Source organism: Marinomonas sp. CT5 (assembly GCF_018336975.1).
GTDB lineage: Bacteria > Pseudomonadota > Gammaproteobacteria > Pseudomonadales > Marinomonadaceae > Marinomonas.
The window spans coordinates 241,035-265,685 of record NZ_CP025572.1 but is presented as its reverse complement, the minus strand read 5'-3'; the positions used below and the strand labels follow the sequence as shown (position 1 = coordinate 265,685).

The 24,651-nt window shown below is 44.8% G+C and carries 27 protein-coding genes; 12 read left to right on the top strand and 15 right to left on the bottom strand.

The window, feature by feature from the left end:
* Positions 1-5: 5 nt before the first annotated feature.
* From C0J08_RS01230 to sstT, 3 genes are all read right to left on the bottom strand, one after another.
* A complete protein-coding gene (locus C0J08_RS01230) occupies positions 6-524 on the bottom strand; it encodes a glycine cleavage system transcriptional repressor (RefSeq protein WP_212654330.1) in 519 nt (172 codons plus the stop codon).
* Positions 525-626: 102 nt separating this feature from the next.
* The gene (locus tag C0J08_RS01225) at positions 627-1,883 is read right to left on the bottom strand and encodes an MFS transporter (protein ID WP_212654329.1); all 1,257 of its coding nucleotides are present in this window, start codon (positions 1,881-1,883) and stop codon (positions 627-629) included.
* Positions 1,884-2,039: 156 nt separating this feature from the next.
* Positions 2,040-3,260 carry a serine/threonine transporter SstT gene (gene sstT / locus C0J08_RS01220; RefSeq protein WP_249344463.1) on the bottom strand — a complete coding sequence of 407 codons (1,221 nt, stop codon included), beginning with the start codon at positions 3,258-3,260 and terminating at the stop codon, positions 2,040-2,042.
* A 222-nt stretch (positions 3,261-3,482) separates the two neighbouring features.
* Between sstT and C0J08_RS01215 the strand changes: the two genes are divergently transcribed.
* The 3 genes from C0J08_RS01215 to C0J08_RS01205 all read left to right on the top strand — a co-directional run bounded on the left by C0J08_RS01215 (position 3,483) and on the right by C0J08_RS01205 (position 6,980).
* On the top strand, positions 3,483-4,121 hold the full coding sequence (locus C0J08_RS01215; RefSeq protein ID WP_212654328.1) for an NAD(P)H-dependent oxidoreductase: 639 nt from the start codon (positions 3,483-3,485) through the stop codon (positions 4,119-4,121).
* Between the two features lie 182 nt (positions 4,122-4,303).
* Positions 4,304-4,840 carry a DUF3750 domain-containing protein gene (locus tag C0J08_RS01210; RefSeq protein WP_212654327.1) on the top strand — a complete coding sequence of 179 codons (537 nt, stop codon included), beginning with the start codon at positions 4,304-4,306 and terminating at the stop codon, positions 4,838-4,840.
* A gap of 229 nt (positions 4,841-5,069) precedes the next feature.
* Positions 5,070-6,980, top strand: a complete 1,911-nt coding sequence (locus C0J08_RS01205) for an amylosucrase (protein ID WP_212654326.1) — start codon at positions 5,070-5,072, stop codon at positions 6,978-6,980.
* A 72-nt stretch (positions 6,981-7,052) separates the two neighbouring features.
* Here C0J08_RS01205 and C0J08_RS01200 read toward each other — a convergent pair whose 3' ends face one another.
* Positions 7,053-7,313 (bottom strand): YheV family putative zinc ribbon protein, encoded by a 261-nt coding sequence (locus tag C0J08_RS01200; RefSeq protein WP_212654325.1) that lies wholly within the window; start codon positions 7,311-7,313, stop codon positions 7,053-7,055.
* A 97-nt stretch (positions 7,314-7,410) separates the two neighbouring features.
* The gene (gene prlC / locus C0J08_RS01195; RefSeq protein ID WP_212654324.1) at positions 7,411-9,441 is read right to left on the bottom strand and encodes an oligopeptidase A; all 2,031 of its coding nucleotides are present in this window, start codon (positions 9,439-9,441) and stop codon (positions 7,411-7,413) included.
* A gap of 158 nt (positions 9,442-9,599) precedes the next feature.
* Between prlC and C0J08_RS01190 the strand changes: the two genes are divergently transcribed.
* The 7 genes from C0J08_RS01190 (at position 9,600) to C0J08_RS01160 (ending at position 13,575) form a co-directional block, all read left to right on the top strand.
* Complete coding sequence (locus tag C0J08_RS01190) at positions 9,600-10,154, top strand: gamma carbonic anhydrase family protein (RefSeq protein WP_212654323.1); 555 nt, start codon at positions 9,600-9,602, stop codon at positions 10,152-10,154.
* A gap of 72 nt (positions 10,155-10,226) precedes the next feature.
* Complete coding sequence (locus C0J08_RS01185) at positions 10,227-10,856, top strand: RNA polymerase factor sigma-70 (RefSeq protein ID WP_212654322.1); 630 nt, start codon at positions 10,227-10,229, stop codon at positions 10,854-10,856.
* Positions 10,857-11,048, top strand: coding sequence for a zf-HC2 domain-containing protein (locus C0J08_RS01180; protein ID WP_212654321.1), 192 nt, complete (start codon positions 10,857-10,859; stop codon positions 11,046-11,048). It abuts the gene before it with no gap.
* A gap of 107 nt (positions 11,049-11,155) precedes the next feature.
* Positions 11,156-11,431 carry a BufA1 family periplasmic bufferin-type metallophore gene (locus C0J08_RS01175; RefSeq protein ID WP_212654320.1) on the top strand — a complete coding sequence of 92 codons (276 nt, stop codon included), beginning with the start codon at positions 11,156-11,158 and terminating at the stop codon, positions 11,429-11,431.
* Positions 11,432-11,443: 12 nt separating this feature from the next.
* On the top strand, positions 11,444-12,328 hold the full coding sequence (bufB, locus tag C0J08_RS01170) for an MNIO family bufferin maturase (RefSeq protein WP_212654319.1): 885 nt from the start codon (positions 11,444-11,446) through the stop codon (positions 12,326-12,328).
* Positions 12,325-13,080 (top strand): HvfC/BufC N-terminal domain-containing protein, encoded by a 756-nt coding sequence (locus C0J08_RS01165; RefSeq protein ID WP_212654318.1) that lies wholly within the window; start codon positions 12,325-12,327, stop codon positions 13,078-13,080. The genes bufB and C0J08_RS01165 overlap by 4 nt, the downstream gene beginning before the upstream one ends.
* A gap of 36 nt (positions 13,081-13,116) precedes the next feature.
* On the top strand, positions 13,117-13,575 hold the full coding sequence (locus tag C0J08_RS01160) for a DoxX family protein (protein ID WP_212654317.1): 459 nt from the start codon (positions 13,117-13,119) through the stop codon (positions 13,573-13,575).
* Positions 13,576-13,579: 4 nt separating this feature from the next.
* Here C0J08_RS01160 and C0J08_RS01155 read toward each other — a convergent pair whose 3' ends face one another.
* The 10 genes from C0J08_RS01155 to C0J08_RS01110 all read right to left on the bottom strand — a co-directional run bounded on the left by C0J08_RS01155 (position 13,580) and on the right by C0J08_RS01110 (position 22,067).
* Positions 13,580-15,211 carry a methyl-accepting chemotaxis protein gene (locus C0J08_RS01155; RefSeq protein ID WP_212654316.1) on the bottom strand — a complete coding sequence of 544 codons (1,632 nt, stop codon included), beginning with the start codon at positions 15,209-15,211 and terminating at the stop codon, positions 13,580-13,582.
* Positions 15,212-15,409: 198 nt separating this feature from the next.
* On the bottom strand, positions 15,410-15,991 hold the full coding sequence (locus C0J08_RS01150) for a biliverdin-producing heme oxygenase (protein WP_212654315.1): 582 nt from the start codon (positions 15,989-15,991) through the stop codon (positions 15,410-15,412).
* Complete coding sequence (znuB, locus tag C0J08_RS01145) at positions 15,988-16,782, bottom strand: zinc ABC transporter permease subunit ZnuB (protein WP_212654314.1); 795 nt, start codon at positions 16,780-16,782, stop codon at positions 15,988-15,990. Before znuB ends, C0J08_RS01150 begins: the two co-directional genes overlap by 4 nt.
* Before the next feature lie 38 nt (positions 16,783-16,820).
* Entirely contained in the window at positions 16,821-17,597 is a 777-nt protein-coding gene (gene znuC, locus C0J08_RS01140; protein ID WP_212654313.1) for a zinc ABC transporter ATP-binding protein ZnuC, read from the bottom strand.
* Positions 17,594-18,106 carry a Fur family transcriptional regulator gene (locus C0J08_RS01135; RefSeq protein WP_212654312.1) on the bottom strand — a complete coding sequence of 171 codons (513 nt, stop codon included), beginning with the start codon at positions 18,104-18,106 and terminating at the stop codon, positions 17,594-17,596. The genes znuC and C0J08_RS01135 overlap by 4 nt, the downstream gene beginning before the upstream one ends.
* Positions 18,106-19,068, bottom strand: a complete 963-nt coding sequence (locus C0J08_RS01130; protein WP_212654311.1) for a nickel/cobalt transporter — start codon at positions 19,066-19,068, stop codon at positions 18,106-18,108. Before C0J08_RS01130 ends, C0J08_RS01135 begins: the two co-directional genes overlap by 1 nt.
* Positions 19,069-19,180: 112 nt before the next feature.
* Positions 19,181-19,801: a MarC family protein gene (locus tag C0J08_RS01125; RefSeq protein ID WP_212654310.1), complete on the bottom strand. Its 621-nt coding sequence runs from the start codon at positions 19,799-19,801 to the stop codon at positions 19,181-19,183.
* Positions 19,802-19,837: 36 nt separating this feature from the next.
* Positions 19,838-20,473, bottom strand: a complete 636-nt coding sequence (locus C0J08_RS01120) for a LysE family translocator (RefSeq protein ID WP_212654309.1) — start codon at positions 20,471-20,473, stop codon at positions 19,838-19,840.
* Between the two features lie 36 nt (positions 20,474-20,509).
* Complete coding sequence (locus C0J08_RS01115; RefSeq protein WP_249344461.1) at positions 20,510-21,076, bottom strand: DUF1007 family protein; 567 nt, start codon at positions 21,074-21,076, stop codon at positions 20,510-20,512.
* A gap of 28 nt (positions 21,077-21,104) precedes the next feature.
* Positions 21,105-22,067, bottom strand: coding sequence for a homoserine kinase (locus tag C0J08_RS01110; RefSeq protein WP_212654308.1), 963 nt, complete (start codon positions 22,065-22,067; stop codon positions 21,105-21,107).
* A gap of 250 nt (positions 22,068-22,317) precedes the next feature.
* On the opposite strand from C0J08_RS01110, the gene C0J08_RS01105 reads away from it, so the two are divergent.
* Together C0J08_RS01105 and C0J08_RS01100 are read left to right on the top strand one after the other, a co-directional pair.
* Entirely contained in the window at positions 22,318-23,376 is a 1,059-nt protein-coding gene (locus C0J08_RS01105) for a GGDEF domain-containing protein (protein WP_212654307.1), read from the top strand.
* A 162-nt stretch (positions 23,377-23,538) separates the two neighbouring features.
* A complete protein-coding gene (locus C0J08_RS01100) occupies positions 23,539-24,624 on the top strand; it encodes a GGDEF domain-containing protein (protein ID WP_212654306.1) in 1,086 nt (361 codons plus the stop codon).
* Positions 24,625-24,651 lie beyond the last annotated feature (27 nt).

Below are 24,651 nucleotides of genomic sequence, written 5' to 3'. Positions count from 1 at the left end.
CATTATTAGGCAAACTGTTTAACCGACAGCTCTACCATTAAATCACTGCTGATTTTTTCTAGTGAGGTTTCCAATTCTGACAAAGGCAAGTCATTTGGCACCACTAATACCATCTCTGTTTTAAACAGCATATCGGAACTCATCGGCGCCGGTTCGCATGTAGTAGTGAGTTCTTTAACATTCACCATCAAAGAATGCAGCACTTGTGATACTTCTTTAACAATACCTGGACGATCATTACCTACAACAGACAAGGCTAAGGTCGAGCCTTTCGCGTCATGCAGATTCGCCAACTCTACCGTGACATGTAACCCTAATTCTTCGAAATTCCGTAAGGCATTAACCAATGCTTGCTGATGCTCCAACGGCACAGACAACGTCAAAATGCCGGCAAACTTATCGGCTAAATGTGCCATACGGCTTTCTAACCAATTGCCATGATGACGAGAGATAGTATCGGACAAACGCTCAACAAGACCGGGACGATCATCTCCGATAAAGCTCAATACAAGATGTTGTGTCATAGTTTTCTCCATCAATATTTTTAGAATTATGTCAAAGCAAGCCCTAACTTTTGTTCATACGCTTAATCAAAAAGTACACTAATTATTCAGGATAAACGACCGCTAAAGCGTTTTGTCCTTCACTAAAGTGTGGGCCTGACGCCGTAAAAACCAAAAGCCTAAGAATGCTGCCGCAGCGCCAGATAAACTTCCCATTCCAATCGACCATCGAGCGCCAAGCGTATCGGCGATCCAACCCACTACGGGAGCGCCTAACGCCGTACTTCCCAGCGCGATGGCTAACACAACCGCCATCACCCGACCACGATAAAGCTTTTCTGTTGCCACCTGCATGTAAGATATGGTCGAGGTTGTAAACAACTGCAAGCTAAGACCGAGTAGAACAAGCAAGGTACAAAACATCCAAAACGACGTACTAATCGCAACAAAAAAGCAGCTCACAGAAAACGCTGCGGCAACATAAATCATAAAGCGGAATGACGGAGAAGAACGGCGGCTAGCCGTCACCATAGCGCCCGTAATAGAGCCAATGGCCATCATAGAAATTAAGAAACCATATTGATCCGCTTGCCCCTGAAAAACATGCACTGTCATGGCCGACAAATACACAGAAAAGTTCATCCCTAAACTGCAAATGAGGAAAGACATCACCAATATCACCGCCATTTCACGATGCTGCCAAATATAACGAAAGCCATCTAAGAACTTAGCCATATCCGGTCCGTTTTTACTTTTGCCTGTAGTGGTAGTGCTCTCTGTGGCCGCCCTTGGCAAAGTTTTCTTGAATAAATGAAGTGCCATGAGCAAGGGAATAAACGACAGAACATTAATCATGAACACCCAACCGGACCCGATCAGAGCGATCAACAAACCCGCGATGGCTGGGCCAATCAGGCGTGCAGAATTAAATGACACAGAGTTTAGGCCAACGGCGTTGGATAATTCTTTTTCACTGACGATATCAGACACAAAGGCATGGCGCGCAGGCGCATCAAAGGCCGCGACACAACCCAAGGCAAAAGCACACGCATACACCTGCCAAAGCACAACACTGCCACTCAACACCAATAAGCCTAATACCAAAGCCAGCGTAGCCATCAGACTCTGAGTAATAAAAAGCAATTTACGGCGATCCATGCGGTCTGCCGTCCAACCAGTAATCGGCAATAAAAGAATTTGTGGCGCAAACTGTAAGAAAACCACCAGCCCCACCGCCGACGCATTTTTATCGGATAGTTCTGCGATAACCAGCCAATCTTGCGCTGTGCGTTGTAACCAAGTACCAATATTAGAAACCGCGGCTCCGCCGAACCAAAGACGATAGTTCGGATTAGATAAGGATCGAAATGTTCTACTCAATACAAACTCCTTCCATTATTCAGCGTCCTGCACGACAGCCACTTTGATAAATTGGTTACCCAATTTAAACGCTAAAAGCGTCGTTTGGCGAGCGAATCATGGGGATAAAAAAGGAAAGCTAAATGCTTCCCTTATTTTTCACTTAATTATGATGAGCTAATTACTGTCTTTCGAAAGACAAGCCGCCGCCGTAAACAGCACATCAGTCGAGCTGTTCAGAGCCGTCTCAGCAGAGTCCTGTAATACACCAATAATGAAACCAACCGCGACTACTTGCATAGCGACTTCATTGGGAATATTAAACAAACTGCATGCCAAAGGAATTAACAGTAAAGAACCACCTGCCACACCAGATGCACCGCACGCCGACACAGCGGCAATGATGCTCAACAACAGAGCCGTACCAAAATCCAACGTAATGCCTAAGGTATTCACTGTTGCCAGTGTTAACACGGTGATGGTAATCGCGGCACCAGCCATGTTGATGGTCGCACCAAGCGGTATAGACACAGAGTAAGTGTCTTTGTCTAACTCTAAGCGCTTACAAAGATCCATATTCACCGGAATGTTAGCAGCGGAACTGCGAGTAAAAAATGCCGTCACACCACTTTCTCTTAGACACTTAAAGACCAATGGGTACGGATTACGACGAATTTTCCAAAAGACTAAAAGCGGGTTTGTTACCAAGGCAATAAACAACATAGCCCCGACCAACACCGCCAACAAATGTGAATAACCAAACAAAGTATCAAAACCAGTAGAAGCAATGGTGCTGGCAACCAGACCCAAAATACCGAACGGTGCCAAGCGAATAATAAAAGACACCATTCCCGTCACACTGTTCGATATATGCTGCAATGCCAATTTAGTCGATTCAGAGGCACGACGTAATCCCAGTCCAAAACCAATCGCCCAAGTTAAAATACCAACATAGTTGCCTTGCACTAGCGCATTGACTGGATTATCGACAATTTTAAACACCAAGGTATGCAAGACTTCGCCAATCCCCTGAGGCGCGCTTTTACTTAAATCAGGAGACACTAAGTTTAATTGCGTCGGAAAGACAAAACTGAATGCCACAGCCGTCAAAGCCGCGACAAAAGTGCCCGCAATATAAAGCACAATCACCGGGCGGATATGCGTTTGTTGTGCTTGTTGATGATTCGCAATGGAGGCCATCACCAACAAAAATACCAAAATAGGAGCAATGGCTTTTAGGGCTTTGACAAAAAAGTCGCCAAGCAAGCTGGTAGACATAGCAATGTTAGGCGAAACATAGGCCAGAACAACACCGAAAAGGATACCAACGGCAATTTGCAGTACCAAACCACCGCGAAGATAACGCTGAAACAAAGAGGGTTTTTGAACAAATGTCATTAGAAGGGGGTCCATTGAAATTTTCAAAGGCGCACCTTACTGCATCCCAACTTAAAAATGAACCATTTTAGGGCATGATGGCCGATATTATTGCAATATATCAACCAAACCTAACATTTAACCGATCATTCAACTTCCTCATTTCCTACTAAAAGCACCACTTGTACTAAAACAAAATTAGCCCCATATTGCCTGCATACATAAACCTTACAAGGAATTCAAATGTCGAATTTAATTGATAAACTGAACTGGCGTTATGCCACTAAAAAAATGGATCCAAGCAAAGCCGTTGAGCAAGAAAAAGTCGATCGAATTTTAGAAGCCATTCGTCTAACGGCAACATCAAGCGGCCTCCAGCCATACGAAGTGATCGTCGTTAAAAATAAAGCACTGCGTGAAGCCATCGTGCCTCATGCTTGGAACCAAGCACAAATTACCGACGGTTCTCACCTTCTAGTGTTTGCTGCATGGGACAATTACACAGAAGAACGCATTAACAAGATGTTCGACCTAGTGAACGACGAACGCGGCTTTAAAAATGAAGGCTGGGAAAATTACCGTCAAATGATTCTAGGGGCTTACCCTCCACGTGATGCGGAAGTGAATTACCAGCACGCCGCCCGCCAAGCATACATAGGTCTTGGCACAGCACTGATTGCCGCTGCGGAAGAAGGTGTGGACAGCACACCAATGGAAGGTTTCGACCCTGCCAAAGTAGACGAAATTCTGGGTCTAACTGAACGCGGCCTTCGTTCGGTTATTCTGCTTCCTTTGGGTTACCGTGCAGAAGAAGGTGACTGGTTGAAAGATCTGAAAAAAGTCCGTCGTGCGAAAGACGACTTTGTTATTGAAATGAACTAATTTGCCGCCTCATTGAGTCAACAAAGATAAAACGCCAGCCTGCTGGCGTTTTTTTTGTTCATTATTTGAACTTAGCAAAAAGCATGAAAACAGACTATCTAAACAAGAAATCATGAGCCAAAAGTACTAGAGCTTGCGTATGTTATTGAAGTACAACATCGATAACAGCATAAGGACAAAGCATGGTTAAATATCTAGGACTCCTTTTCATCACCCTCTTTTTAAGCGCTTGCTCTTCCAACGACAGCTGGCGCACGGCAAGCCGAGAACCCGCTGGCATTGCCCCATCACCCGAAACAGAAAAAAACGCCGTGATCGAATTTTATGCCGCTGATGCCTTCAGTTGGCGTGGTTGGTTTGCCGTTCACACTTGGATCGCCACTAAAGAAAAAAATGCCAGTGAGTATACAGTGCATGAAGTCGTCGGCTGGCGAGTAAAACGCGGCCTGCCTGCTTTATCGCAATATACCACCACCACGCCGGACCGCTATTGGTTTGGCGCGAAACCAGAAAAAGTGCTGTCGATTATTGGCCCCAAAGCGGAAGCCTTAATCCCGAAAATTAATGACGCTGTGAAACGCTACCCTTGGGCCAACGAATACACCGTCTTCCCAGGGCCAAACAGCAACACCTTCCCCGAGTGGATTGGCATACAAGTACCTGAGTTGAACTTGGATATGCCATTCAGAGCCATCGGCAGCGGTTATGCTGACAACTAACTCCTATTAATTTCCGCGAAGCCATGCTTCGCGGAAATTAAGTCAGTATTTAGAAAGCCGCCATATTGACCCGCCATATCCCTTAGGCTACGTTTTCTCCATGGAAAACGAAGTACGCTGATCTTATTATTAAAGCGAACTTTCCCAACCAAACTTTTAGCCTAAAGCGCTAGGTAACCATAATCAGAACTCGTCGTTTTTCACGAGCACGTCTTACAAGGCAAAAAAAATGGTCATGAATTTCGCTTTTGAAGCACAAAAAACACAACAACGCCTGTTATCCGAATTAGACCTTAGCTTACTAACACCTCAGCAAAAAAATACATTCATTCAACGTTTCGAAACAGGGTTTGCCCCTCTTTTTGAGCAACTTTTTCCGCTTTATGGACAGTGCTTCGACCTTCATTACCATCTCAAGGTGTTATTGCAGTCTTTTATTGATTTTCAAAAGAAAAAACGTCCTGCACAAATAAAAGATAAGTCCGAGTTCTGGTTCGAGTCGAATAAAAATGTCGGTATCGCAGTGTATGTCGACTTGTTAGCAGACGACCTCAGTTCACTGATCGACAAGATCCCGTATTTTGAGTCTTTAGGCGTGAATTATGTGCATTTGATGCCGCTTTATTTATCCCCAGAAGGCAACAGCGATGGCGGCTATGCGATTTCAGATTACCGTACTGTATCGCCGAATTTAGGCACCAACAAAGACCTAAAAGACTTAGCATCGGCCTTGCATAAAAAAGGCATTCGTATGGTGTTGGATTTTGTTTTTAATCACACATCCGACGAACACAGATGGGCCGTAGCCGCCAAATCTGGCGACCAAGAATTCCAAGACTACTACTATTTCATGGACGAAAAAGAGGCCACGGAATACAACCAAACGGTACGTGAAATATTCCCACAAATTCGCCGCGGCAGTTTTACTTATTTAGCCGAATTAGATCGCCATGTGTGGACAACCTTCAACTCGTTCCAATGGGATTTAAACTACGCCAACCCCGCGGTATTTGTCGCCGTGGTGGAAGAAATGCTGCACCTAATTTTAAACGGCTGCGATGTGTTGCGTCTGGACGCCCTCGCCTTTGTTTGGAAAGAGAAAGGCACAGTATGCGAGAATCTACCCAAAGCGCACAACTTGATCAAAGCCTTCAAAGCCTGCTTGGATATCGCCGCACCACAAGTGGTATTTAAGTCCGAAGCGATTGTTCACCCTGATGAAGTAAACAAATACATTGGCGCCGATGAATGCACTTTGTCTTACAACCCGCTGATGATGGCCTTGTTGTGGGAAAGCTTAGCGACACGCCAAACCAATTTGCTTTATCAGTCTCTTGAACGCAGTTTTGCAATTCCACAGCACACCACTTGGGTCAACTACATTCGCTGCCACGATGACATTGGTTGGCTGTGGGATGATGCCATTTCAGATCGCCTTGGTATTGATGGCATTGGCCACCGTCGCTTTTTGAATCAGTTTTATACCGGACAATTCGAAGGTTCTTTTGCGGCGGGTGTGCCCTTTCAAGAAAACCCAGTCAATGGCGATTGCCGAGTATGTGGTACGTTAGCGTCTCTGGCGGGTGTGGAAAACGCCATCGCCGCCAAGGATCCTCTATTACTTGATCATGCTATCAAACGCATTCGCGTCCTCAATGGCATTAACTTCGCCATGCCTGGCATTCCGCTCCTGTATCAAGGTGATGATCTGGGCGTGCTCAATAGTGACGATTACTTAAATGATCCGACTAAGGTGGAAGACAGCCGTTGGGTGCATCGTAAGAAGCTCACCAAAGCCGATTTCACGCTGGCGGAAGATAACAGCACACCACAAGGCAAAATCGCTCAGCTGATCCGAGAGATGATTCAAATCCGCAAAGCCCATTCGATTTTTGCCGCTGAAGAATTCAAGTTAATGTCATTAGGCAACGAACACCTATTTGCTTTCAAAAGACAAATGGGGGATCAAACTCTCTTAGTCATTGCCAACATGAGCGAGCACCACATTTCGTTTAACCACACCTTGAACCATTACTTTGGGCAAGATTGCGCGAGCAACTTACTCAATAATGAATTGCTCGACCTCACCTCTGTACAACATATAGAGCCTCTGGATATTCTTTGGTTAATCAATGACTAAGCTGTAATGTCAGAAATAAAAAAGCGGATTGATATGGCTATCAATCCGCTTTTTTTAATGATCGGCATCCAGCTAGTGCTTGGTGGAACCCGGATTCGGTATAAAGTTAATCACCATTTCTTCCGATTCTGGCGCACTGCTATGAGGTGTATTCACGCGTGTTGGAATCTCAGTTGGTTGCGCTTGAACCGTCGTAGACTGCTCATCCGTGTAACCACAGGAAACGCACTCACGGTACTGCTTTTCAGCGTCGTCATCACGCCAAGCGCGAATCTTATCCATCTCACTACAACGCGGACACACCGCCCCTGCGATAAAACGTTTCACTGTCATAACCCTAGCTACCTTTAAAAAGTAACGCCCTAAACGGCGTTATAAAAAAGCAGCGTCCAATCAACCGATAAGACGCTGCTTCCTTGCAGAACAAAACTTAGGCGGCGATACCACTGTGTCTCAACAAGGCATCAGTGCTTGGTTCACGACCACGGAATTCGGCAAATAATTCCGCTGCTGGACGAGAACCGCCATTTGCCAATATGGTATCACGGAAGCGCGCGCCAGTATCTTTATTGAAGATGCCATCTTCTTCAAATTTGGAAAAAGCATCTGCCGATAAAACCTCAGCCCACTTATAGCTGTAGTAACCTGCCGCATAACCACCCGCAAAAATATGCGAGAAGCTATTTTGGAAGCGGTTAAAACTCGGTGGCGTGGTTACCGCAACCTGTTGACGCACTTCATCCAAGACAGACTGAACAGAAATACCGTCTTGGTAATTCATGTGCAATCGGAAATCAAACAAAGAAAACTCCAGCTGACGCACCATCTGCATACCTGACTGGAAGTTTTTCGCCGCGAGCATTTTATCTAACAAATCTTGCGGTAACGGCTCACCCGTTTCATGGTGTCCAGCAATGTGCGCCAATGCTTCTGGCTCGTAGCACCAGTTTTCCATAAATTGACTTGGCAGCTCAACCGCATCCCATGCCACACCATTAATACCCGATACGGAAGACACTTCCACTTGGGTCAACATGTGATGCAAACCGTGTCCAAACTCATGGAACAAGGTAGTAACTTCATCGTGAGTCAATAAAGCTGGCTTGTCACCAATTGGCGGAGTGAAATTACACACAAGATAAGCAATCGGCAACTGCAAGCGATTGTCGCTCAAACGACGACGAGTACGACAAGCATCCATCCACGCACCACCCCGTTTTGCTTCGCGAGCATAAGGATCTAGATAGAAGCGCGAAATGTCTTCGCCATCTTTGCTGATGGTAAATAACTGTAAGTCCTTGTTATAGCTATTAAATTCTTTTTCTTCGCGAATATCGACGCCAAATAAGGTTTGTGCCACGTGAAACAATCCAGACAAAACCTTGTTCATTGGGAAGTAAGGGCGTAGCTCTTCTTGAGAAATGTTGTACTTATGCTGACGCAATTTTTCAGCGTAGTAAGTCATGTCCCATGCGTTTAATTTATCCACGCCGTTTTCGTCTTTGGCAAACGCGGTTAGCTGTGCAAGATCTTGTTCTGCCGAGCTTTTTGACTTAGCCGCTAAGTCTTCTAGGAAGTCGATAACTTGCTGGCCGTTGTCCGCCATCTTAGTCGCGACAGACAATTCAGCATAATTATCAAAGCCTAAAATCTGCGCCATTTCATGTCGCAACGCCAAAATTTCGTCGATCAGAGGCGCGTTGTTAAACTTGATATCGCCACCTTGATCAGAAGCACGAGTAGCAAAAGCACGGTACATTTCTTCACGCAATTCGGCGTTGTCAGCGTAGCTCATTACAGGCATGTAAGACGGAAAGTCCAAAGTGAACAGCCAGCCGTCTTTGCCTTTCGCTTCGGCCATTTGCTTGGCTTGTGCCAAAGCAGACTCGGGTAGACCTGATAACTCATTTTCATCGGTAACAAGCTTGCTCCAAGCTTGTGTGGCATCCAACACATTTTCACCAAACTGGCTGCTTAGCTCAGATAAACGTTGACTGATCTCGCCATAGCGTTTCTTCGCCTCGCCTTCCAAACCTACACCAGATAATTCAAAATCTCGGATAGTTTGCGTTAATGCTTCGCTTTGCGCTTGGCTAAGATCTTTTGCCACGTCGCTTTCAGCCAGTGTTTTATAGGCTTGATACAAGGCTTTGTTTTGCCCAAGATCCGTATAAAACTGCGTCAATTTTGGCAAGCAAGCATTGTAGGCCGCACGCAAGTCAGGGGTATTTTTTACGGAGTTCAAATGACTGATTGGAGACCAGAAGTTGTTTAAATCATCTTCCAATTGATCCAAGGGTAAAACCAAACTTTCCCATGTTGGATGGGGGTTTTCACTCACACAAGCATCGATGGCTTCTTTATTGTGCTTAAGTAGTTTTTCTAGATCCGCTTCGATGTTCGCAACATCGATGTCGGTAAAATTCGGTAAGCTGGTCGCGTCCCATACAGACTGTGACATATCGTGATATCCTTTTATATTAATTGAACGCTGTAATGCATTGGTCAATACTATGCTTACTAAGATAGGTTGTCTTAACACTTTTTCAATGCATAAAAACCTATTGTGTTAATAGTTCCTTCATTTGTTTTAACAAAACCCCTTTTAAGTGAGGATTTATGGTGATGAAATCTTTCCGTGGTAAAACACCACAATTAGGCGATCGTGTTTGGGTCGATGACAGTGCCGTCATTATTGGCGACGTTACCATAGGTGAAGACAGTTCTGTGTGGCCATTGGTGGCTATTCGTGGCGATATGCATCGCATTCGCATTGGAGCGCGCACCAGTGTCCAAGACAATTCCTGCCTACACATTACCCACGCCAGTACTTACAAGCCAGAAGGCTACCCTTTGACAATTGGCGACGATGTGACGGTTGGGCATATGGCCATGCTACACGGCTGCACCATTGGTAACCGTGTATTAGTCGGCATGGGCACCACCATTCTGGATGGCGCAGTCATTGAAGATGAAGTCATCATTGGCGCTGGTTCCTTGGTTCCCCCTGGCAAACGCCTAGAGTCCGGCTTCATGTACATGGGCTCCCCTGCGAAACAAGTACGTCCTCTCAATGACAAAGAAATCGAGTATTTTCAATATGCGGGCTTAAATTACGTCAAATTGAAAGACGAGTACCTCGCAGAAGCAGCAGAAGCGAAACAAACTAATTAATAAAATCACGACCTGTGTTAATAAAAACCAGACTGACTTCGTCTAACAACTAGATAAGTAACCGAGGCTTAAATGACTAACGCGAATGTTTCTGTTGAAGTGGATTCTTCTGCTGCGATAACTATCTTTCAAGACGCTGTTTTTATTGAAGAATTGCGTACACAGATGCTGAAATTCGCCAGGCTTCAAGTACGAGATAATCAATTAGCCGAAGACGCGGTTCAAGAAGCCATGATCTCGGCGTATCAAAATATTGACCGTTTCGCACGACAAGCCGCATTTAAGACTTGGGTGTTTTCGATCTTAAAAAACAAACTCATTGATTTGCTGCGTAAAGAAAAACGCCACACATCAGCAAGCCAGCTGGAGGACGGCCCCAATCTCAATGGCGACGCCTTAATCGAGCATTTATTTGAGCAAAATGGTCACTGGCAAAAAAGCGAGCGACCCAAGAAGTGGGATCAACCTGAGCATGGCATTGAGAACGAGCACTTTTGGCGTATTTTCGATGCCTGTTTGGATGCGTTACCCGCCAAATATGGCCGACTGTTTATGATGCGAGAGTTTCTCGAAATGGATACACCTGAAATTTGTCATAACGAGGAAGTGTCCGTCAGCAGCCTCAATGTAACCTTGTACCGTGCGCGCTTACGCTTACGAGAATGTTTAGAAGATAACTGGTTTCAAAAGGAGACGTCGTAAATGATTAAATGCAAACAAGCGACCCAAATGCTCTCGGAGAAACTGGATCGCCCATTAACCACGAAAGAAAAAATGGCCCTGACCATGCACACAACCATGTGTGGAGCCTGTCGTCAGTTTGGCAAACAAATGGAAGAAATGCGTAAAATATCAAAGACTTATACAAAAGAAAGGAATACAAACGAAAAATAAATAATTATTTTTCCAAGATAGTGTAATAAATCAATTCAGGTTAGCGTCAAACAATACGTAATCAAAAGTCATGTTTATCTTACTTTTACTATATTGAGGATCTCTCCATGAAAAATACAAAGCTATCTCTATCACTTGCTCTTGGTACGGCTATCACTCTATCTGCTGTTGCGGTTCCAGCCGAAGCGGCTAGTAAAGAAAAATGCTACGGCGTAGCACTTGCCGGTGAAAATGATTGTGCGGCAGGCCCAGGTACGTCATGCGCAGGTACTTCCAAAGTAGATTTTCAATCTAACTCATGGAAATTAGTTCCAGCTGGAACTTGCAACGAAATCAAATCTGAATCATCTCCAACAGGCTTCGGCCAATTGAAAGCCTTCTAAGTCGGATAACCTATGTTATCTCAGTCACAACAAAGCCAAGGCGCTAATGCGCCTTCGAGCTTTATAAAAAAAACGGGCATTAGCCTAAAACCGTCCTATTACCACAAGATACTCGATACCCGTCCGCCACTTGGTTTTTTTGAAATTCACGCAGAAAACTACCTAAACCTGGGCGGCCCAGCTAGACATTATTTGCATAAAATCCGTGAACACTATGCTTTTACCATACATGGCGTAGGGTTATCCATTGGCGGAGAATCGCCCTTAGACCAACAGCATTTACATCGCGTCGCCCAGCTCGTCAACGATGTGCAACCTGAAGTCTTTTCAGAGCACCTTGCATGGTCGACTCACAACAACACATTTTTAAATGATTTATTGCCTGTCGCTTACAACCAATCAACCTTAGATCAAGTTTGTGAACACATAGATCAACTTCAGTCGGTATTAAAGCGACAGGTTTTAATAGAAAACCCATCAACCTATTTTGAATTTAAGCACAGCGATCGCAGTGAAATAGACTTTATTCGTGACATGGTAAAACGCACAGGCTGCGGCCTCTTACTTGATGTTAACAATGTCGAAGTATCCTGTTTCAACCATCATAAGAATCCATACGATTACATTGATGAGTTTCCTCGTAGTGCTGTTGGACAAATCCACTTAGCTGGCCACACTGTAGACAACAACCCAATCGTGCCACTAAAAATAGATAGTCATGACGAACCTGTTTCCCACGATGTTTGGAATTTATATCGCCACACCTTAGCAACTATTGGAGATCGTCCGACATTAATTGAACGCGATGGCAATTTACCGGCTTTGGTGGAACAGCTCAAAGAAGCTCAGCAAGCCGACCAAATAAGAGACGTGATTCGACAGGAGGAAATCCTATGAATGAGCGTTTTAAAACCACTTTATTCAATCATAACAATGGGTTTTATGAAGAAATAAAAAGCCATTCAGAAGATGAAAAAGAAATTCGTTTCAATGTTTACCGCAACAATGTCTTTGTATCTTTAATTGACGCTCTTGCGGATATATTTCCTGTCACACAAAGGCTTGTTGGCGAAGATTTTTTCCGAGCGATGGCACGAGAATATGTTCAATTAAATCCGCCTAAAACCCCCATCATCAGCGATTATGGAGAGAGTTTTTCCGATTTTGCTCGCCATTTTGAAGCGGCAAAAAGTTTGCCTTTTTTAGGAGATCTAGTCGCTCTCGAATACAGCCTTCTTGCTCTAACAAATGCGCCAGAATACGACACACTTGAGCACGAACAAATTTCCGCGGCGTTTAACAACACAGCAGACCCAGCTTTTTTACATTTATTATTACCGCCGACCACACAAATACTTGTTTCCCCTTTTGCCATTGGCTCAATTTATCTTGCCCACCTAGGTGAGGGAAACGCTTCTTTAGCGGATATAATAATTAGTAAAAGTGAGTACTTACTTTTACTAAAGTCCCACTTATATTCTGAACTGCATATTGTTTCTCACAGCGAAGCCATTTTTATCAAACAACTAATGCAAAACAAACCGCTTGGAGAAGCCGTACCAGATGACGAAAGTTTTGATCTTGGCACCACTTTAGCAAAACTGATTAAGTGGAAACTCATAACAGATGTCTCCGAAGCTAGCGCTTAAGCGCAAAACCTTGAATGAAAATAATAAGGTAGAAATATGCTACAAACCGCTGAAAACCTATTTAAAAAAATACCCGAGTCCATGATTCTAGTCTTGGCACGTTTTGCCATTGCGGCAGTATTTTGGAAGTCTGGCCAGACTAAAATAGAAGGTTTCTCTCTGGACATTATTGCCATGGATGCGCATCTAGGCTGGCCACACCTAAAAGACTCAACCTTGTTTTTGTTTGAATATGAATACAATTTGCCATTGTTGTCGCCAATGCTAGCAGCAACGCTTGCCGCGCTTGCAGAGCACATACTACCCATCTTAATTTTGAGTGGTTTTCTGACGCGCTTTGCTGCGCTTGGCTTGGCGGGTATGACTCTGGTTATTCAACTTTTTGTCTATCCTGACGCGTATCCAACTCACGCCACATGGTTAGCCATCGCTTTGTTAATCATGTGGCGTGGTGCGGGTACTTTTTCTTTAGACCATGTGATCTTTAAACGCTAACCAATTATTTATTCGTAAGGGTAAAAGTAGAGGTTGCTTCATGAGTTTGTTCAGCCGCACCAGACAAGGCATCGGTAAGCTTACTTAAGCGTTTCGATGTCTCTTCATTGCTGACAGTCACCTCTACAATCCGTGTAATATGCTCGGCTATATCATTCGCTTCTTGAGCCTGCTGCTGAGCTAATTGCGACAAATCATCAAGGCTTTCTAAAGATTGAGCAGCATCGGCCTCTAATTGGCTAAGAGGTGCCACAACATCTTCAATCTGAGCCACGCCATGGCGCATTTTCTCTTGGCCTTGCACCATCTCGTTGGAAATTTGTGTCGACAAACTGCTGATGGTTGTAATCACTTTATCAATGGAAGCGGTCACTTCCGCGGTATTCGTCGCTAGATTTCGAACTTCATCAGCCACCACCGCGAAACCACGCCCACTTTCTCCGGCTCGCGCCGCTTCGATCGACGCATTCAGTGCCAATAAATTTGTTTGTTCAGCAACATTACGAATGCTGTTCACAAATTCAGTCACCGTCGAAGCACTTTGATTTAACTCAGCAACGGCCGAAGAAGTCTCTTCAATATAAGCCGCTACCGCCGTAATGTCTGTTGCCGCAGAAGTAATCACTTGCTTGCCATGTTTTGCCAAATTATGAGCGGCTTCCGCTTGGTTACGCGATACACTGACGTGATCCGCCATGACATTCGCAGCATTAGATAACTCACTCACTGAACCTTGAATATCACTCGCCATAACGGATTGTGTCTTAGAACCTTGATTAACATCCGCCACATTCGTACGAATTTCATAAACCGCATTGACCACGGTTTTAGCACTTTTATCAATTTTCATTACCACACTGGCTAAACTGACCTGCATCCGCTTCACACTATCCAGTAATTGACCAATTTCACCTTTTTGCTCAGAAGTAATATTTTGAGAAAGGTCACCACGGGCAAATTTGTCTAGTAAAGCAATGACATAATTAAGCGGGTTAACAATGCTACGAGAAATCAAAACGGACATTACAAGACCAATTAAAACAGCCAAAAGCCCTACACCAACCATTAACCAAATTGCCAGTTCGGACTCAGATAAAACTTTCTTTTGGCGTTCTTGCATCATATTGCGCTCTTGCCCAGATAACGCAGAGGTTTGCTTCAAAAACGTTTGTAATTCATTACGAGTGGTACCCGCCATCAACTTTTTGGCTTCATCAAGCTCACCAAATTCCAACGCTTCTACGGTCGCTTGCAGAGCGGCCTGATAAACTTTACGCTGTTTCTTTAACCCTTCAACACTTGCCTTATCCTCTGGCGTCTTTACCAACTCAGCCATTTTCTCTAAATTGGCATCTAAACTTTTGTTACGTTCATCAATCTCTTTATAAATTGCCACCCGAGCATTACGCTCTTCCAGCACAAACAACAATAACAAACGACTTGCCAAGCTTTCTGCATTAACGTTTAGCTCGCCGGTCAACTCCACCAAAGCGGCATTTTCATCCACTATACTGCGGATATTGCCAGACAAAAGCTGAAAGCGGCTGACAGACAGCACGACCACCAGCACCAACAACGCTAATAACACTAAATAACTTGCCCTGAGACGACCCCTGATACTGGTAATGCCAAGCATAAAGTAACCTCTTGTGAAAAATTAAAACGACGAAAAGTTCATACAGTCTAATATGAATACATTAGACGTAAGCTTAGTAAGTTTTATTACAAGTAATTAAACTCTATTGAAAAAAAACCAGTTTTTTCAGATTAAGGCTTAAATAGTCCATAATGACACGCTAAAACGTGCTCACCTATTAGATCCCCAACAAGAAAGTTAAAAGAAGTGAGTCAGCGTTTTTTTATAAAAGGCGAATGCCTCTTTGGCACCTTGTATTGCCAAGGCTTCTTGCTCTTGCGTCAGCGTTAGTGCGTCTAGTTGTGCCACAAAATTACGCCAATGGGCGGCTCGACCTTCCGGATGGGCAGCAAGGTGTTTTGCCCCATGACCCGCATCAAATTGCAGCTTTTGCGTTTCTTTGTATAGAAACGCCGCCCCCATATTGGAACCTTCACAGCAGTATAACCAACCAATCGCTTGATAAGCGTTTGTAATGCTGGCTAATAGCTCCGTATCCACCTCGGTACTTAGACCTAAATTTCTTAAGTCAGATTCAACGGCAGCGACATTGCCTAACTGAGCCAAGCCAGGAAACAACGCCTGCAAGCTGGCTTGTTGATACAAAGGGGCCATGGACAAATGGAAGACATGCTGCAACCGCAAAAACTGCCCATAACGGTCGGCATTTGCAAATGGCTCGGCCTGCATCACCAAGCTATCGACACTGTCGTGATTCACTCGGGTCGCGTATTTCAGGCGTTTAGCAAAGGTTAACGTGTCGATACCTTCTTTCATCATTGGCGCAAACGTTTAAATGGGAAAGTATAAGCAATCAAGAACAGCATGGCAGCGCACACTACGACACTTGGCCCCGTTGGCGTATCCCAACGATAGGAGGCCCACAAACCACCGCAGACAGATAAACAGCCAATCAAACTAGCAAATGAGGCCATTTGCACAGGCGTCTTAGATAACTTACGTGCGGTTGCCGCCGGAATAATCATCAAGGAAGTAATTAACAGCACACCGACAATTTTCATCGCCACGGCAATCACCAGAGCCACCAGCAACATCAACAATAGGCGAATGGCTTCAACAGGGTAGCCTTCCACCTTTGCCAACTCTTCGTTGACCGTGACCGCCAGCAAAGGCTTCCAAAAAGTCACTAATAACAGAATAACGGCCAAGCCACCGCCATAAATCCAATACACATCGGTTTGGCTAATGGCGAGCAAATCACCAAACAAATAGGCCATTAAATCAATGCGAATATTATCGAGGAAGCTAACGGCAACCAAACCAAGTGACAAGGCAGAATGCGCCAAGATCCCCAATAATGTGTCCGTAGCAATAATGTGTTTCTTTTGCAGCGTCACCAGCACCAAGGCCAGCCCGACACACAAAACAATAATCGCCAGATTCAAATTAATGTTTAATAAAAAACCCAGTGCCACACCCAGCAAAGCGGAATGTGCCAAGGTATCACCAAAATAGGCCATGCGTCGCCAGACAACAAATGCACCTAACGGCCCTGCGACAGACGCCACACCCAATCCACCTAACAAGGCTCTGAGCAAAAGATCTAACATGCTATTACAAACTCCAAAATCGGCTAACTGGGGTGATATTAATGATGATTACAATGGGCGTGAGCATCGCCATCTTCGGATAAAATACTGCCATGTTCATCATGCACATGATCATGTTGATGAGCATAAATCGCGATGGACTCATCGGCTCCCGGTACACCGAACAAAGCTTGGTAAGCGGGGTGACCCGTAACATGCTGCGGACTGCCCGAACAGCAAACATGTTGATTGATACACACCACGGTATCGGTTTTCGCCATCACCAAATGCAAGTCATGGGAAACCATCAAAACCCCGCAATTTAGCTCATTACGGATGCTTTCAATCAGATTATAAAGCTCCACCTGACCATTCACATCCACCCCTTGCACAGGCTCATCAAGCACCAATAAATTCGGCCGATTCAACAAAGCACGAGCCAATAACACACGCTGCGTTTCCCCACCAGACAACACATGAACCTGAGACTGAAGCAGATGACCAATGCCCAGTTTTTCCAAAGTAGGTAAAATTTGCTGTTTATCGACTCCGCGCACCAAAGCAAGGAAGTGCTTTACCGTGAGCGGCAAAGTGGGATCGATATGCAGCTTTTGTGGCATGTAACCAATGCGCAAGGTTTTGTGTCTTACGATCTCGCCAGACGTGGCGTCTTGCAAGCCTAACAAGGTACGAATTAAGGTACTTTTTCCGCTACCGTTTGGACCAATCAGGGTAACAATTTCCCCTTCACTGATCGTCATATCAATGTTTTCGAGCAACACTCTGTCGTCGAATGAAATACCAATTTTGTCAAAAGCGACCAGTCGTTTACTCACGCACTTTCTCCTGCGGATTTCGCTTTGCATTTAGCGCATAACCCTGTAAGTTCAATGGTTTCAGCGCGCAACTCAAAACCTTGATGCGCCGCTTTTTCAACCAAGGCTGAATGAATGTCTTGGTAATCAAATTCCATGACATTGTGGCATTCGTCACAAATCAAAAAATAGCCTTTATGGGCTTTATCCGCATGGGCGCAGCCAAGGTAGGCATTCATGGATTCTACTTTGTGAATCAGCCCCGCACTTAACAAAAAGTCCAAAGCACGATACACCGTGGGTGGAGCCGAGTTAAAACCCTCTTCTGCCAACTTAGCTAATAACTGATACGCCCCCAGCGGACGATGACTTTCCCAAATTAATTCCAAGGCGCGTCGACGCACTTTGGTTAATCGTTGGCCTTGCTCGGCACATAAGGTTTCCGCGGTTTCTAACGCTGTATCAATACAGTCGTTATGATTATGGTGACTGTGTTGATGAGAATGTTGATGTGACTCTTCATGTTTCATTAGAAAGCCCTTCCTGCATTGCTAACGTAACTCCAAATCATGGAGCTACTGATGATAATCAAAGCGAAAGCGGCGATAAAACCAAAGGCGCGGGACACTCTTTGTCGCCAAACACGATGCTCACTACTTAACGCAAAACCCGTATCACGAACAAAAACACTGACGCCCGCCAAAGCCCCGACCGTAATCGCCGTACCTAATGCCATAGCAAATGTTGCGACCAAGCCCCAGACAAAAATGCCCGTACTCAAAGAAAATAACAAAACCAAAATCGCCCCGGTACAAGGACGAATCCCCACCGCCGCCACCATAGCCCAAATACTACGACGAGCGGTTTTCACTTCATCGGCGTGATGGGAACAGCAAGCGTGATCGTGAGAATGCCCATGATCGTGGGAAGGGTCATGATGCGAATGATCGTGAGCCACATGCCCCTCAAGATGATCATTTGAGTGATCATGACCACAACCAGACTGGCCGCGTAATAAACGTATAAGAATCCACACACCGATCAAGCCAACGGCGGCAAAGCTCGCCACCTCAAAAAATCGGCTGATTTGCATGGCTTTACCAGCCAATGAAAATACTTGGCTCAGAACCACGATCACCAATACGGCCATCACCGCCTGAACACCAGCACACAAAAAGGCCAAACCAATACCACGACGCAATGGCGCTTTACTCGCTAACATATAGGCAGAAATAACCGCTTTACCATGGCCTGGCCCTGCGGCATGAAACACACCGTAAAAGAAACTGGTAGAAATTAATCCCCACAGCAAAATCGGGCTGCCACCCTTGCTAATAGAACGAACTAAAGACACCAACTCACGATGAAAAGTAGCCTGTTGGGAAATAATCCATTGAATAAAATCTTGATAAACAGCCAGATCCATCGCGGCATAAAGAGGCGAATTGAGGCATAAAAAAGAGAGAAAGATAAAAGCGACGTTCTTTGCCATAATTGGCTCTCACCGAGGTTGATTTTAATTTTGTTATGGTATAACAATTAAAACTCAAGGAGAAGCCAAAGCCTTGAAACGCCGCATTTTGTCCAAAATTATGGGGAAGTCTTTAACTCACCGCCGCGGTAACAGGCTGAATAAAACCCATCACGCCGCTCATAAAGATTTGTGCGGCCATCGCGGCCAATATCAAACCGGTAATCTTAGATAAAACATTCAAACCGGTTCGACCTAACATTTTTTCAATCAAGGAACCGGAATACAAAATAATCGCCAAGGTTCCTAATGCCAATAACAAACCGCACAGGCCGATAAACAAATCCCAACCTTGCAATTCTGCACCGTAAACCAAAATCGTACCAATGGTCGCAGGGCCAATAATGGTCGGCACTGCCAAGGGTACAACAGAGACATCATCGCGCTCTTCACTCGGCATGCCTACGGCATGATTTCGCGTACCATCACGCACCAAGCTCAAGGCAGATAAAAACAGCAAAATACCAGAACCAATACGGAATGAATCTAACGTGATGCCAAGCACAGCAAACAAGCTGCCACCAAAAAACAACAACACAATAGATATCGCCACAGAAGCAATAATGGCTTTATTCGCCACCTGTCGACGCGAAGTAGACGATTCACCGCGGGTTAACGCAAGAAACATCGACAACACAAAAAACGGCGCGAAAAGAAAGAAGAACTTAATCCAAGTCGAGATCAATAAACTCATTTAAAGGAATCACCAGAAAAGCGCACGGCCACACGATCAGCGTTGGCTTAATGCGAGTTTTACACCAAAGCCCAACAGCAATACGCCCGTTAAGCCATCTAAGACTAACGCCACTTTTGGTCGCGCCAGCCACACTCGCGCTTTATGAACCATAAGCGCAAGAAACGTTTGCCACACCATCGCTATGATAAAGTGAAGTGAGGCCATAAAAAGGGATTGGACCAAAGCAGAATGGCTTGGATCAATAAATTGCGGCAAAAATGCCATGTAAAAAATAATGGGCTTTGGATTCAATACGTTAGACAAAATACCTTGGCGAAAGCTGCCCCACGCCGTCAATGACTTTGGGCTTTTTGACTCTTTAAACGTCATTCCCACAGGGTTCATCGCACTGCGTATTGCTTGCACGCCTAGGTACACAAGATAGGTGGCGCCCACCAGCTTAAACGCGGTAAACAAACCAGCCGAACCCAATAAAATAACCGACAAGCCCAGCGCCGATACAGTGGCATGAGCAAACAAGCCCATGCAAATACCCAAACTGGTGAGAAAGCCCAAACGCCAACCACCTGACGCCGCATTACGCATCACCAAAATAGTATCCACACCAGGGCTCATGGTCAGCACAGTGATAGCGGCCAAAAAAGGTAACCATTGAAAATGCTCTAACACGTGCCGAACCTCTTACTTTTTAAGCGACAATACAACTTAGGGTTTGCAGGTCAAATCCACCCAAACCGCTACCGATGTTTCGGTTGCTTCGCGTTCCACGGGCGTGCAAATTTCGGCTAAGGCGCCGGATAATCGTACCAAGCCCTCTTCCAATGGCTCCATGGCAAAATACAATTCATCATCACCAAAGGCCACACTGAGCGTTGAGGTTTCTAGGTTCACCGCTTTAGGTAATTGGATACTTAAACGAATCCACAACATCTGATCACGGATACGAACATCAATAACGCGAACATCTTTCGGGACCAACTCTGCGCCATCTTGCTTCATCTTGATAAAAAAGCCGTATTTATCAAAGCTCTTTAATACATCAATTATGTCGAGCTTTTCTTGGCCTTTGAGTTCACCATCACCGTCCACATCGTATTCAGCGATCAAGCTGGTAGAGGTAAATAGATCCAAGCTCCACGTGGCTTCAAGGGTGGTGATACTCGGTTGGTCCACTTTGACGCGATACTGAGAGTCTACCCAAACATGAGGATGTGCCATGGCCTTTGCAGCGAACAACGCCGTAACGCACAAACACAATAAAAAACGCATCATAATACGGTGACCTTTATAAACAGTGCTTTTATTGGAAAGCAACTAAACTGGGCGTGTATCGTACACGCGCTTCTAAAATGCGCTGAAACTCTAAAGGATCATGCTGCTGAGCCAAACGCTCAGGATCGTGTTTCGCGCCATGCCATGCTTCCAAGCGAGACAACCAAAAGCGTAACGCCGCTATTTTCAACATATAAGGCCACGCAATGATTTCTTCCTCTGTGGCTTCACGTTCATGCAAATAGGCTTTTATCAACGCTTTATATTTGGCGTTATCCAGCTCGCCAGTGTTTATATCCGAACACCAATCGTTCACCACGATCGCTAAATCGTACATCGCCCAAGAGTGACAGGCGTTGTAAAAGTCGATAATGGCAGACAGTTTATTTCCTTCAAACAAGGTGTTGTTGTAAAACAAATCCCCGTGGATAGTGGTTTTTGGCAGATCGGGGTGCTGAGCAATAAAGTCATCAAATTCAGCGATCTGCGATAACAACAAGGTAGCTTGCTCTGGTTCTAGCTCGTGAGCAATGTCTTGGCTTGTTTTGTGCCACCACGCCACACCACGGTGACTATCGCGATGAATAGGGAAATCTTCACCCGCAATGTGCAACTTAGCCAGCGCTTCTCCCATCAACCGACAAGAGGTTTCATCCGTCCCCTTCAACTCACCCCCCGGGAAACAGTCCACAATAATGGTAGGACGGCCATTCACTTCACGTAGTCGTTCGCCATGAATATCGATGAGTGCCGCGGGTACATTAAAGCCTTTGTGTTTCAAATGAGCGACAACGTCCAAAAAGTACGGTACTTCGTCTAAATCAAACTCTTCAAACAAGGTGACCACATACTTGCCCGTTGTGGTTATCAGAAAGTAATTGGTGTTTTCTACCCCACCGGAAATACCTTGGAACGAAACCAGTTCACCTAAATAATAATCGGCCACTAAGGCGCGCATGTCAGAGTCCGAAAGGGAAGTGTAAACAGCCAAGTTTCTACCTATTGTTGTCTAAAAGGAGTGGAATAAAAAAAGTAGTGCCTATGCTCTACAATTCGCCTCGAAAGGTCAATTCGTAATCATAAAAAACTCACCTAAGCCATGCCTGAAACCCTCGGAATTTCATCATGTGTGCCTCTTATGATGAATACATGACGTAGATCTCCTAATCGGCAGCTACACTTAGATAATACTCTTTAGTATGAACTTGTTTATCACAACGTAGGGGCGCAGGAATCTATCTATGCAACAATCGTTATTTTCCATTAGAGCAACCTCCATTGCACTGTTCCTCTATTGTGTATTTGGTATTAGCGTTGGCGTATCGAATTACATTTTCCCCACTGGCCATTTCATCGACTATTTTATACCGATTAGTAGCGGCCTATTCATTGGTATCCTGTTGCTCTATTTCCGCAAAGACCCCGAAGCCCGCCAAGTAATGGCTGTTAAAACCTTATTTTTTCTCACCGTTTACTGCTTTGTGACGCCAGCTTGGTATTTCACCCTTGGTTCAGAGTTAAATGATTGGGTATTCGTGGACGAGTTCCCACCCATTAGCGGCGTGATTTTGATCGCTACGGCGGTGCTCATTGTGATGGTGCCCAATAATTGGTTACGTTATATGGTGGTTTTGTGGAGTAGTGTTTGCGCACCGATTCTTATCTACCTCATCGCCCACCCTAACGAACTGAGTACCGCGCGAGGCCGAGAAATGATGGTGTTTTTTGGTCCTGGTGGTGCCTTGTTTTTTATCGTGTTGTCCTATCAACGCGACATAATCATACGATTTGCCAAAGTAGAAGCCCACTTAAAGCACTCTCGTCGACTCGCCGACCACGATGAGCTAACCAAAACATGCAACCGCCGTGGCTTAATCTACTGGTTATCCAAACACGCAGGGGACAAACCCAATATCAGTGGACTGATTATTGATATTGATCATTTCAAACACATCAATGACACCTTTGGGCATGAAGTTGGAGATTCCATTCTCAAGCAAGTCTCCCGTTTGCTCGAAGACTGTGTATCTTCAAAAGGCTGCTTAGCTCGCTGGGGAGGAGATGAGTTTGTTATTTTGATTCATGACCTGCCAGCGAGCCAAGTAGAGCAACTTGCTAACCAGTGCCTAGTGGCAATACGTGAATACGACTTTCCTATTGTTGGGCAAGTCACCTGCAGTATCGGAGTGGGTCTAAATGTGGAGTCCACGGCCATAGACAACATTATTAGAGAGGCGGATAACAGTTTGTACAGAGCAAAACAAATAGGGCGAAATCAAGCAGTAAACAACCAACCATAAACGCTTTAAGCTCGCCCTTTTTCTGTTCACATTTTACCGTGGACACCCGTCATTTGTTACAACCTAGTTAATTAAAGAGACATATATTAACTAAGGGATAACAGCAAATTCATACTTGGCCGTCTATTATTTCATTACAGTTGCAAATAAAAGACCCATACAATGAAACATGACGATGAAACCAAAATTACAGTTTCAGCCGTTTATCGGCTGCTCATTGCCTCGTTTTTCACTAGTCTCGCCTTTGCTGCTTTCTTTTACATCTACCCTAGTGTGCATATCATAGACAGCATCATACCGGCTCTTGATGCGACGCTTTTACTTATTGTATTGATCTACTATCACTACAACCCACATACAGACATCAACAAGATCATTGTTTTTTTTATTATTTTTTTCATTTTGACGTTCTCGCCTTCAACGATTTATTACGTAGTCATGGCTTGGAAAATGGAATGGCGTTTTATTGATGAGTACCCACCAATTACGGGGCTTGTGATGGCAATCATTATGCTTGGCATTATCATGCTACCCAAACAATATCTTCATTATATGGTGCTAATGTGGGCGTCTATTGCTCTCCCCATTATTTATTATCTTTTACATCACCCTGACGAGTTACAAACGCCCCGCGGCTATGAACTAATCGGCACCTTCGGCCCGGCAAGTTTATTACTCTATATTGTTTTTCCCTATCGAAAGAGTATTCGCCGACACATCAACAAAGTGACTGGCGACTTACGGCGTTACGAACTTGAAGCTGGGCGGGATTATTTAACCGATATCTATAATCGTAGAGGCTTGGACCTTTGGTTAGGACAGCTCAACCATGATGATAATATTGCCATTCTACTGATCGATGTGGACCATTTTAAGCAAATTAACGACCGTCACGGCCACTCAATTGGAGATCGTATATTAGTAGAAGTGGCTTCACGGCTTCGAACTATCTACTTTGAAAAACACACTATTGCACGATGGGGCGGTGAAGAATTTGCCGTAGTATTAGTTAACCCAAAAACTAATACCTTGCCCTTCATCGGCTCTATGTTTCAACACGCTTTAGGTCACTTACCTTATAAATCGGTGGGAAAAGTCACGGTCAGTGTAGGTGTATCATCCCTTTCTCACCACGATGATTTTTTAGAGCTCGTTGAGCAAGCAGACAAAGCACTCTATACCGCAAAAAATAATGGTCGTGATCAAGCCGTTATGTACAACAGCATTCATCCTCAACTAGCCGACTAAGCCAAAAAATCAGCGTTATTGGGGGAG

Bases quoted from the DNA above. Each gene is read 5' to 3' on its own strand.
- C0J08_RS01230 (WP_212654330.1), bottom strand. From the start codon at position 524: ATGACACAACATCTTGTATTGAGCTTTATCGGAGATGATCGTCCCGGT.
- sstT (WP_249344463.1), bottom strand. From the start codon at position 3,260: ATGACATTTGTTCAAAAACCCTCTTTGTTTCAGCGTTATCTTCGCGGT.
- C0J08_RS01215 (WP_212654328.1), top strand. From the start codon at position 3,483: ATGTCGAATTTAATTGATAAACTGAACTGGCGTTATGCCACTAAAAAA.
- C0J08_RS01210 (WP_212654327.1), top strand. From the start codon at position 4,304: ATGGTTAAATATCTAGGACTCCTTTTCATCACCCTCTTTTTAAGCGCT.
- C0J08_RS01205 (WP_212654326.1), top strand. From the start codon at position 5,070: ATGGTCATGAATTTCGCTTTTGAAGCACAAAAAACACAACAACGCCTG.
- C0J08_RS01200 (WP_212654325.1), bottom strand. From the start codon at position 7,313: ATGACAGTGAAACGTTTTATCGCAGGGGCGGTGTGTCCGCGTTGTAGT.
- prlC (WP_212654324.1), bottom strand. From the start codon at position 9,441: ATGTCACAGTCTGTATGGGACGCGACCAGCTTACCGAATTTTACCGAC.
- C0J08_RS01190 (WP_212654323.1), top strand. From the start codon at position 9,600: ATGGTGATGAAATCTTTCCGTGGTAAAACACCACAATTAGGCGATCGT.
- C0J08_RS01185 (WP_212654322.1), top strand. From the start codon at position 10,227: ATGACTAACGCGAATGTTTCTGTTGAAGTGGATTCTTCTGCTGCGATA.
- C0J08_RS01180 (WP_212654321.1), top strand. From the start codon at position 10,857: ATGATTAAATGCAAACAAGCGACCCAAATGCTCTCGGAGAAACTGGAT.
- C0J08_RS01175 (WP_212654320.1), top strand. From the start codon at position 11,156: ATGAAAAATACAAAGCTATCTCTATCACTTGCTCTTGGTACGGCTATC.
- bufB (WP_212654319.1), top strand. From the start codon at position 11,444: ATGTTATCTCAGTCACAACAAAGCCAAGGCGCTAATGCGCCTTCGAGC.
- C0J08_RS01165 (WP_212654318.1), top strand. From the start codon at position 12,325: ATGAATGAGCGTTTTAAAACCACTTTATTCAATCATAACAATGGGTTT.
- C0J08_RS01160 (WP_212654317.1), top strand. From the start codon at position 13,117: ATGCTACAAACCGCTGAAAACCTATTTAAAAAAATACCCGAGTCCATG.
- C0J08_RS01155 (WP_212654316.1), bottom strand. From the start codon at position 15,211: ATGCTTGGCATTACCAGTATCAGGGGTCGTCTCAGGGCAAGTTATTTA.
- C0J08_RS01150 (WP_212654315.1), bottom strand. From the start codon at position 15,991: ATGATGAAAGAAGGTATCGACACGTTAACCTTTGCTAAACGCCTGAAA.
- znuB (WP_212654314.1), bottom strand. From the start codon at position 16,782: ATGTTAGATCTTTTGCTCAGAGCCTTGTTAGGTGGATTGGGTGTGGCG.
- C0J08_RS01135 (WP_212654312.1), bottom strand. From the start codon at position 18,106: ATGAAACATGAAGAGTCACATCAACATTCTCATCAACACAGTCACCAT.
- C0J08_RS01130 (WP_212654311.1), bottom strand. From the start codon at position 19,068: ATGGCAAAGAACGTCGCTTTTATCTTTCTCTCTTTTTTATGCCTCAAT.
- C0J08_RS01125 (WP_212654310.1), bottom strand. From the start codon at position 19,801: ATGAGTTTATTGATCTCGACTTGGATTAAGTTCTTCTTTCTTTTCGCG.
- C0J08_RS01115 (WP_249344461.1), bottom strand. From the start codon at position 21,076: ATGATGCGTTTTTTATTGTGTTTGTGCGTTACGGCGTTGTTCGCTGCA.
- C0J08_RS01105 (WP_212654307.1), top strand. From the start codon at position 22,318: ATGCAACAATCGTTATTTTCCATTAGAGCAACCTCCATTGCACTGTTC.
- C0J08_RS01100 (WP_212654306.1), top strand. From the start codon at position 23,539: ATGAAACATGACGATGAAACCAAAATTACAGTTTCAGCCGTTTATCGG.